Source organism: Pseudomonas sp. P5_A12, assembly GCF_056400685.1.
Genome location: NZ_JBFUKU010000391.1, coordinates 1 through 4,076, shown reverse-complemented (window position 1 = coordinate 4,076; position 4,076 = coordinate 1). Strand labels below are relative to the sequence as shown.

Sequence of the window (4,076 nt, the reverse complement as noted above, 5' to 3'; positions counted from 1 at the left end):
GGACAGGAAATGTCCGGTGTCGTGACGGCGCTCGGCGAGGGCGTCGACGACCTGGCAGTCGGTGACAGGGTCGCCAGCTTCCCGGCCGAAAGCCCGAACGACTATCCCGTGTACGGCGAGCAGATTGTTCTGCCGCGCTCGGCACTGACCCGTTATCCGGAGGTGCTGAGTCCGATTGAAGCGGCTGTGCATTACACACCGCTGCTGATTGCCTACTTCGCTCTCAACGATCTGGCACGCGTCAAACCCGGGCAATTTGTCCTGGTGACCGACGCCAGCCATTGTGCCGGACCTTCGTTCGTGCAACTCGGCAAAGCCTTGGGCGTGCGAGTGATTGCCGCCACCAAAACAGCGGAAGAGCGCGAATACCTGTTAACGCTGGGTGCCGAAAAAGTCATCGTCACCGAAGAAGAAGATCTGCTCATGCGGATCAACAAAATTACGGACAACCGCGGCGTGGATGTGGTGTTCGACGGGCTGGGCGGTCCGCAGATGTCGCTTCTGGGCGATGTGCTCGCACCTCGTGGCAGCCTGGTGTTATACGGCCTGCAGGGCGGCAACCAGACGCCGTTTCCGGCCTGTGCAGCGTTCCAGAAGAACATTCAGTTCTTTGTGCATTGCATTGGCAATTTCACCGGCAAGCCGGAGTTGGGCATCACCCAGGACCAGGTCGCACTGCAGCGTGCCTTGCGTGACATCAACCAGTTGACCGCTGACCACGTGCTACTGCCGCTCAAGACTCGGGTCTTCCCGTTTTCCCAGTTTGTCGAAGCACACCGCTACATGGACGAATGCCCATGCCGCGAGCGGGTGGCCCTACAGGTCGAGCCTGCGTAATAGCGAACCTCGTAGCAGCTGGCGACGCAGGCTGCGCCAGCTGCTACAGAATTGTGTCGCTCCTTCAATAAACAGCATTACGTGCTTGCACCGACTTTTTCATTCTCCCTGCGAAAAAAATGAGGCGTTCCGTCAATCCAGGACGGGGCCGTTCAGCAACTGAACTGGTTTTTGCCCTCAATCTGTATCTTCTAATCATCATATAAGCCCCGATAATTGAATGATTACTTTCATCTCAAGGAATGAGCTATGGCCAGGTGTCGGGCAGATACTTTTCATTGTGTCCAGGCAATACAAACTCAGCAATTAGCGCGTTATCGAACAGTTGCCGAAAAACTTAGGGTGACTTCTTTCCTTATTTATCGTGCTACTTGTCTGTGGGACGCTGTCGGATATTTCCTAGGATCTCCCGTGCCGTCTCCAGACGCCCGTTCTGTCGGGGCTGGAGGCCGGTTGATGTCAGGCGGTTTATCGCCAAGTTCTAATCGTTTCAAATAATGACTTAAAGACTAAGTGTTAGCATTTGATATCAAGCACGACACTCTAATCATGACGGGCAACCGATTGCGCAATGCAGAGCGTTGTTTGCGTGACATCGCACCTATGAGTAACAGGTAAACAATGATGACCAATACCCATGATCAGGCAATGAACTATGTTTATCAGCAAGTATTGCAACGATTGCTGAGTTTCTTCTCGCGGGCCGAACGCACTGCATTGCAGCTGTTGATTCAGCGCGTAGTGGTCGCGGCAGGTGGTATGGAACGTATTGGCGAGTACAAGGTGCTGGCGACCCAGTCCGGGACCCGTGACAGCTGTTACACCCTTGCGCTGCTGCGTGCCGCGCAATTGAGCATCGCCGGCCGGGCACCCGCGACATTCCAGCTGCGGGTGGCGACCCTGCGCTTGAACGACGCAGCCTCGATGGCCCTTGAAAACATCCATCGCAGCTGCAGTGCGTTGTTTCTTTACGATGATCCTCGGGTTGAAGTGTTGATGGTCGATAACCGCGAGGTCCTGCCATTCAATCACGGAGTTGGGGTCTCTGAAGCCGGCCGCGAGTCAAATCGACTCAATCTCTTGATGATCGGTCACCGCCGAACCTGGAGCGACCCCCTGGATCTGTGGGATGACGGCTACCTGGCAACGGGCGAGTTCTACGGACAAATCGCCCGCTGGAAACGGGGCGTGGATGCCTTGGTCAGTAGCGATTCACCGCGCCAGCAAAGGCAGTTTATGGAGGGATTGAACCGTGCCGCGGCAAAAGCCGGCTTCCCGATGCCAGAACAGCCTGAAACCGGCTACGAGCAGCTCTTCACGCGGCTCGATGAGCTGGGCACTGATTGCTATCGCGAGTTTTATTCGAGTCAAGAACAGCCCGCGTGGCGTCCTGCAGAAAGTTTTGAGGCGTGTCGTCGCGCATCCTGCATCGATATTCATGACTTGCTGGTCAGCAATCTGGAAGAGCGCTGGCCGTTGCTGACCGAGTTCCTCAAGTTTCAACCAGACGGGCTGACGACTCAGTTTGGCGATAACGAATACATCAGCCTTTCGATTTGCGCACACCTGCGGGGGCTGCAAGCCTGCTTCGTGCAGGGCCGGACGTATGAAGCCGGTATCAGCGATTATTTGCAGCGGCTATTGGTCATGATGCGACGCAAGCAACTGCCAGAGACTGTGTGCGATCACGCATTGCAGACGTACGGCAACCCGGCAACCCTGTCAGATCAGCGGGAGCTGGCGCAGGCCGAGGCGCAAAGAAACCTGGGACTCAACGAAGCTCAACTGGTGTGTTTACTGTTTGCACCCTTTGTCGAGAACGGCGCGTCGCTCGAACGTTTTCTACGTCAGTGTCATCCCGGCATGCTCGTGGCACTGCCCGAACTGCATCGGGCAATGCAGGGCAAGCCTGCACCTGAGCAGGTTCTGCAATGGATGGTCGACGTCAGCGGGTTGCCCGTCAGCCTGATCGGTACGCTTTATCGCATGGGGCCGRTGGCCAGCGCCGAATCAGCGGACAAGGACCGGCAAGCAGAAGTGATGGCAATTGATGCCATGGCGGGCGAACGGTCAACGGGACATTGAAAGTGCCTGGCTTGTTAACGCGCACTCAGCTGCAACGGGCCGAGTTCAGTCTGTTCGGCCATTACCCATGAAAGGACCTCGAGAAACCGACTTCGCTTATCAGGCTGTGTACCGCTACCTGACCCATCTGATCAGCGAACCAGTCAGCGACACGCGGATGCGGCTCCCTTCGTTACGGCAGTTGGCGGACCGCCTGAGCGTTTCGATTTCGACCATTCAGTACGCGTATTCGCTGCTGGAAAAGGAAGGACGCGTCTATTCGGTGGCCAAGTCCGGGTATTACGCACTGCCCGTGTCGTTCATCCGGCCACCGTGCAGCGGCAATGATCTGCTGGAGACGGTCTATGTGAACGCCAGGCGTCCAGGAATGCTGGTATTGAGCGCCGATGAACCCGCGCTGCTGCAACCTTTGGACAGCCCACTGTTGCTGCTTGAACGAGAATTGCTGCGCCAGTATCCACGCCAGCCGCAACCGACCTCTCAACCCTGTGGTGAGCGGGAACTGCGCGCCGCTCTGGCCGCACGTTATACCTCGTCGCCTGCACGCTGCTGGCACGCCGACGATGTCTACATCGGTGCTGATTTGCGTGGGGTCCTGGAAATATTGATCGCGGCGCTTCACCTCAAAGACGCCACGGTCGTGGTGGAGTCGCCGTGCGACTGGGCGATTCTGCGATTGTTACAGGACGCCGACGTGCAGGTCATCGAGTTGTCATTGCAAACCGATGGCGGTCTGGACCTTGATCATCTGCAGACACTGCTGGAAACCGAACCCGTTAGGCTGGTGATGTTGTCATCCGGCCTGAACATGCCGCGCGGCAGTGTGGCCTGCGACAGCAACCGACAATCCACGGCGCAGTTGCTGGAGCGGCACGGCAGTTGGGTGTTGGAAAATGATTGTCACGGCGAACTCGAATTTGAACCCGGCCGGCCCCGGTTTCGTGATTGGCTGGACCCGGAGCGATTGATCGTGTTCTCTACTTTCGAGAAGGTCATTGGAGCTGAAGCGCCTTATGGCTATCTGCTTTCGCGGCAACTGCGAGGTGAATTGCAACGGCACTTTCTGCTGCGATCGTTCCGGTTATCGCCAATCCGCCAGAAGGCCATTGCGCGTCTGTACAACAATGGACGAATCGATCAGCACTTACTGGTAC

3 protein-coding genes are annotated in these 4,076 nt (G+C 56.8%); all 3 read left to right on the top strand.

Annotation, left to right across the window (positions count from 1 at the left end; translation table 11 throughout):
- A partial coding sequence (locus tag AC1DSG_RS28540) for a zinc-dependent alcohol dehydrogenase family protein (RefSeq protein WP_477793863.1) occupies window positions 1-837 on the top strand: 837 nt, incomplete at its 5' end.
- Between the two features lie 624 nt (window positions 838-1,461).
- A complete protein-coding gene (locus AC1DSG_RS28535) occupies window positions 1,462-2,922 on the top strand; it encodes a hypothetical protein (protein ID WP_477793862.1) in 1,461 nt (486 codons plus the stop codon).
- Window positions 2,923-2,989: 67 nt separating this feature from the next.
- Window positions 2,990-4,076 (top strand): aminotransferase class I/II-fold pyridoxal phosphate-dependent enzyme (locus AC1DSG_RS28530; RefSeq protein WP_477793861.1); only part of this gene is annotated, 1,087 nt, incomplete at its 3' end.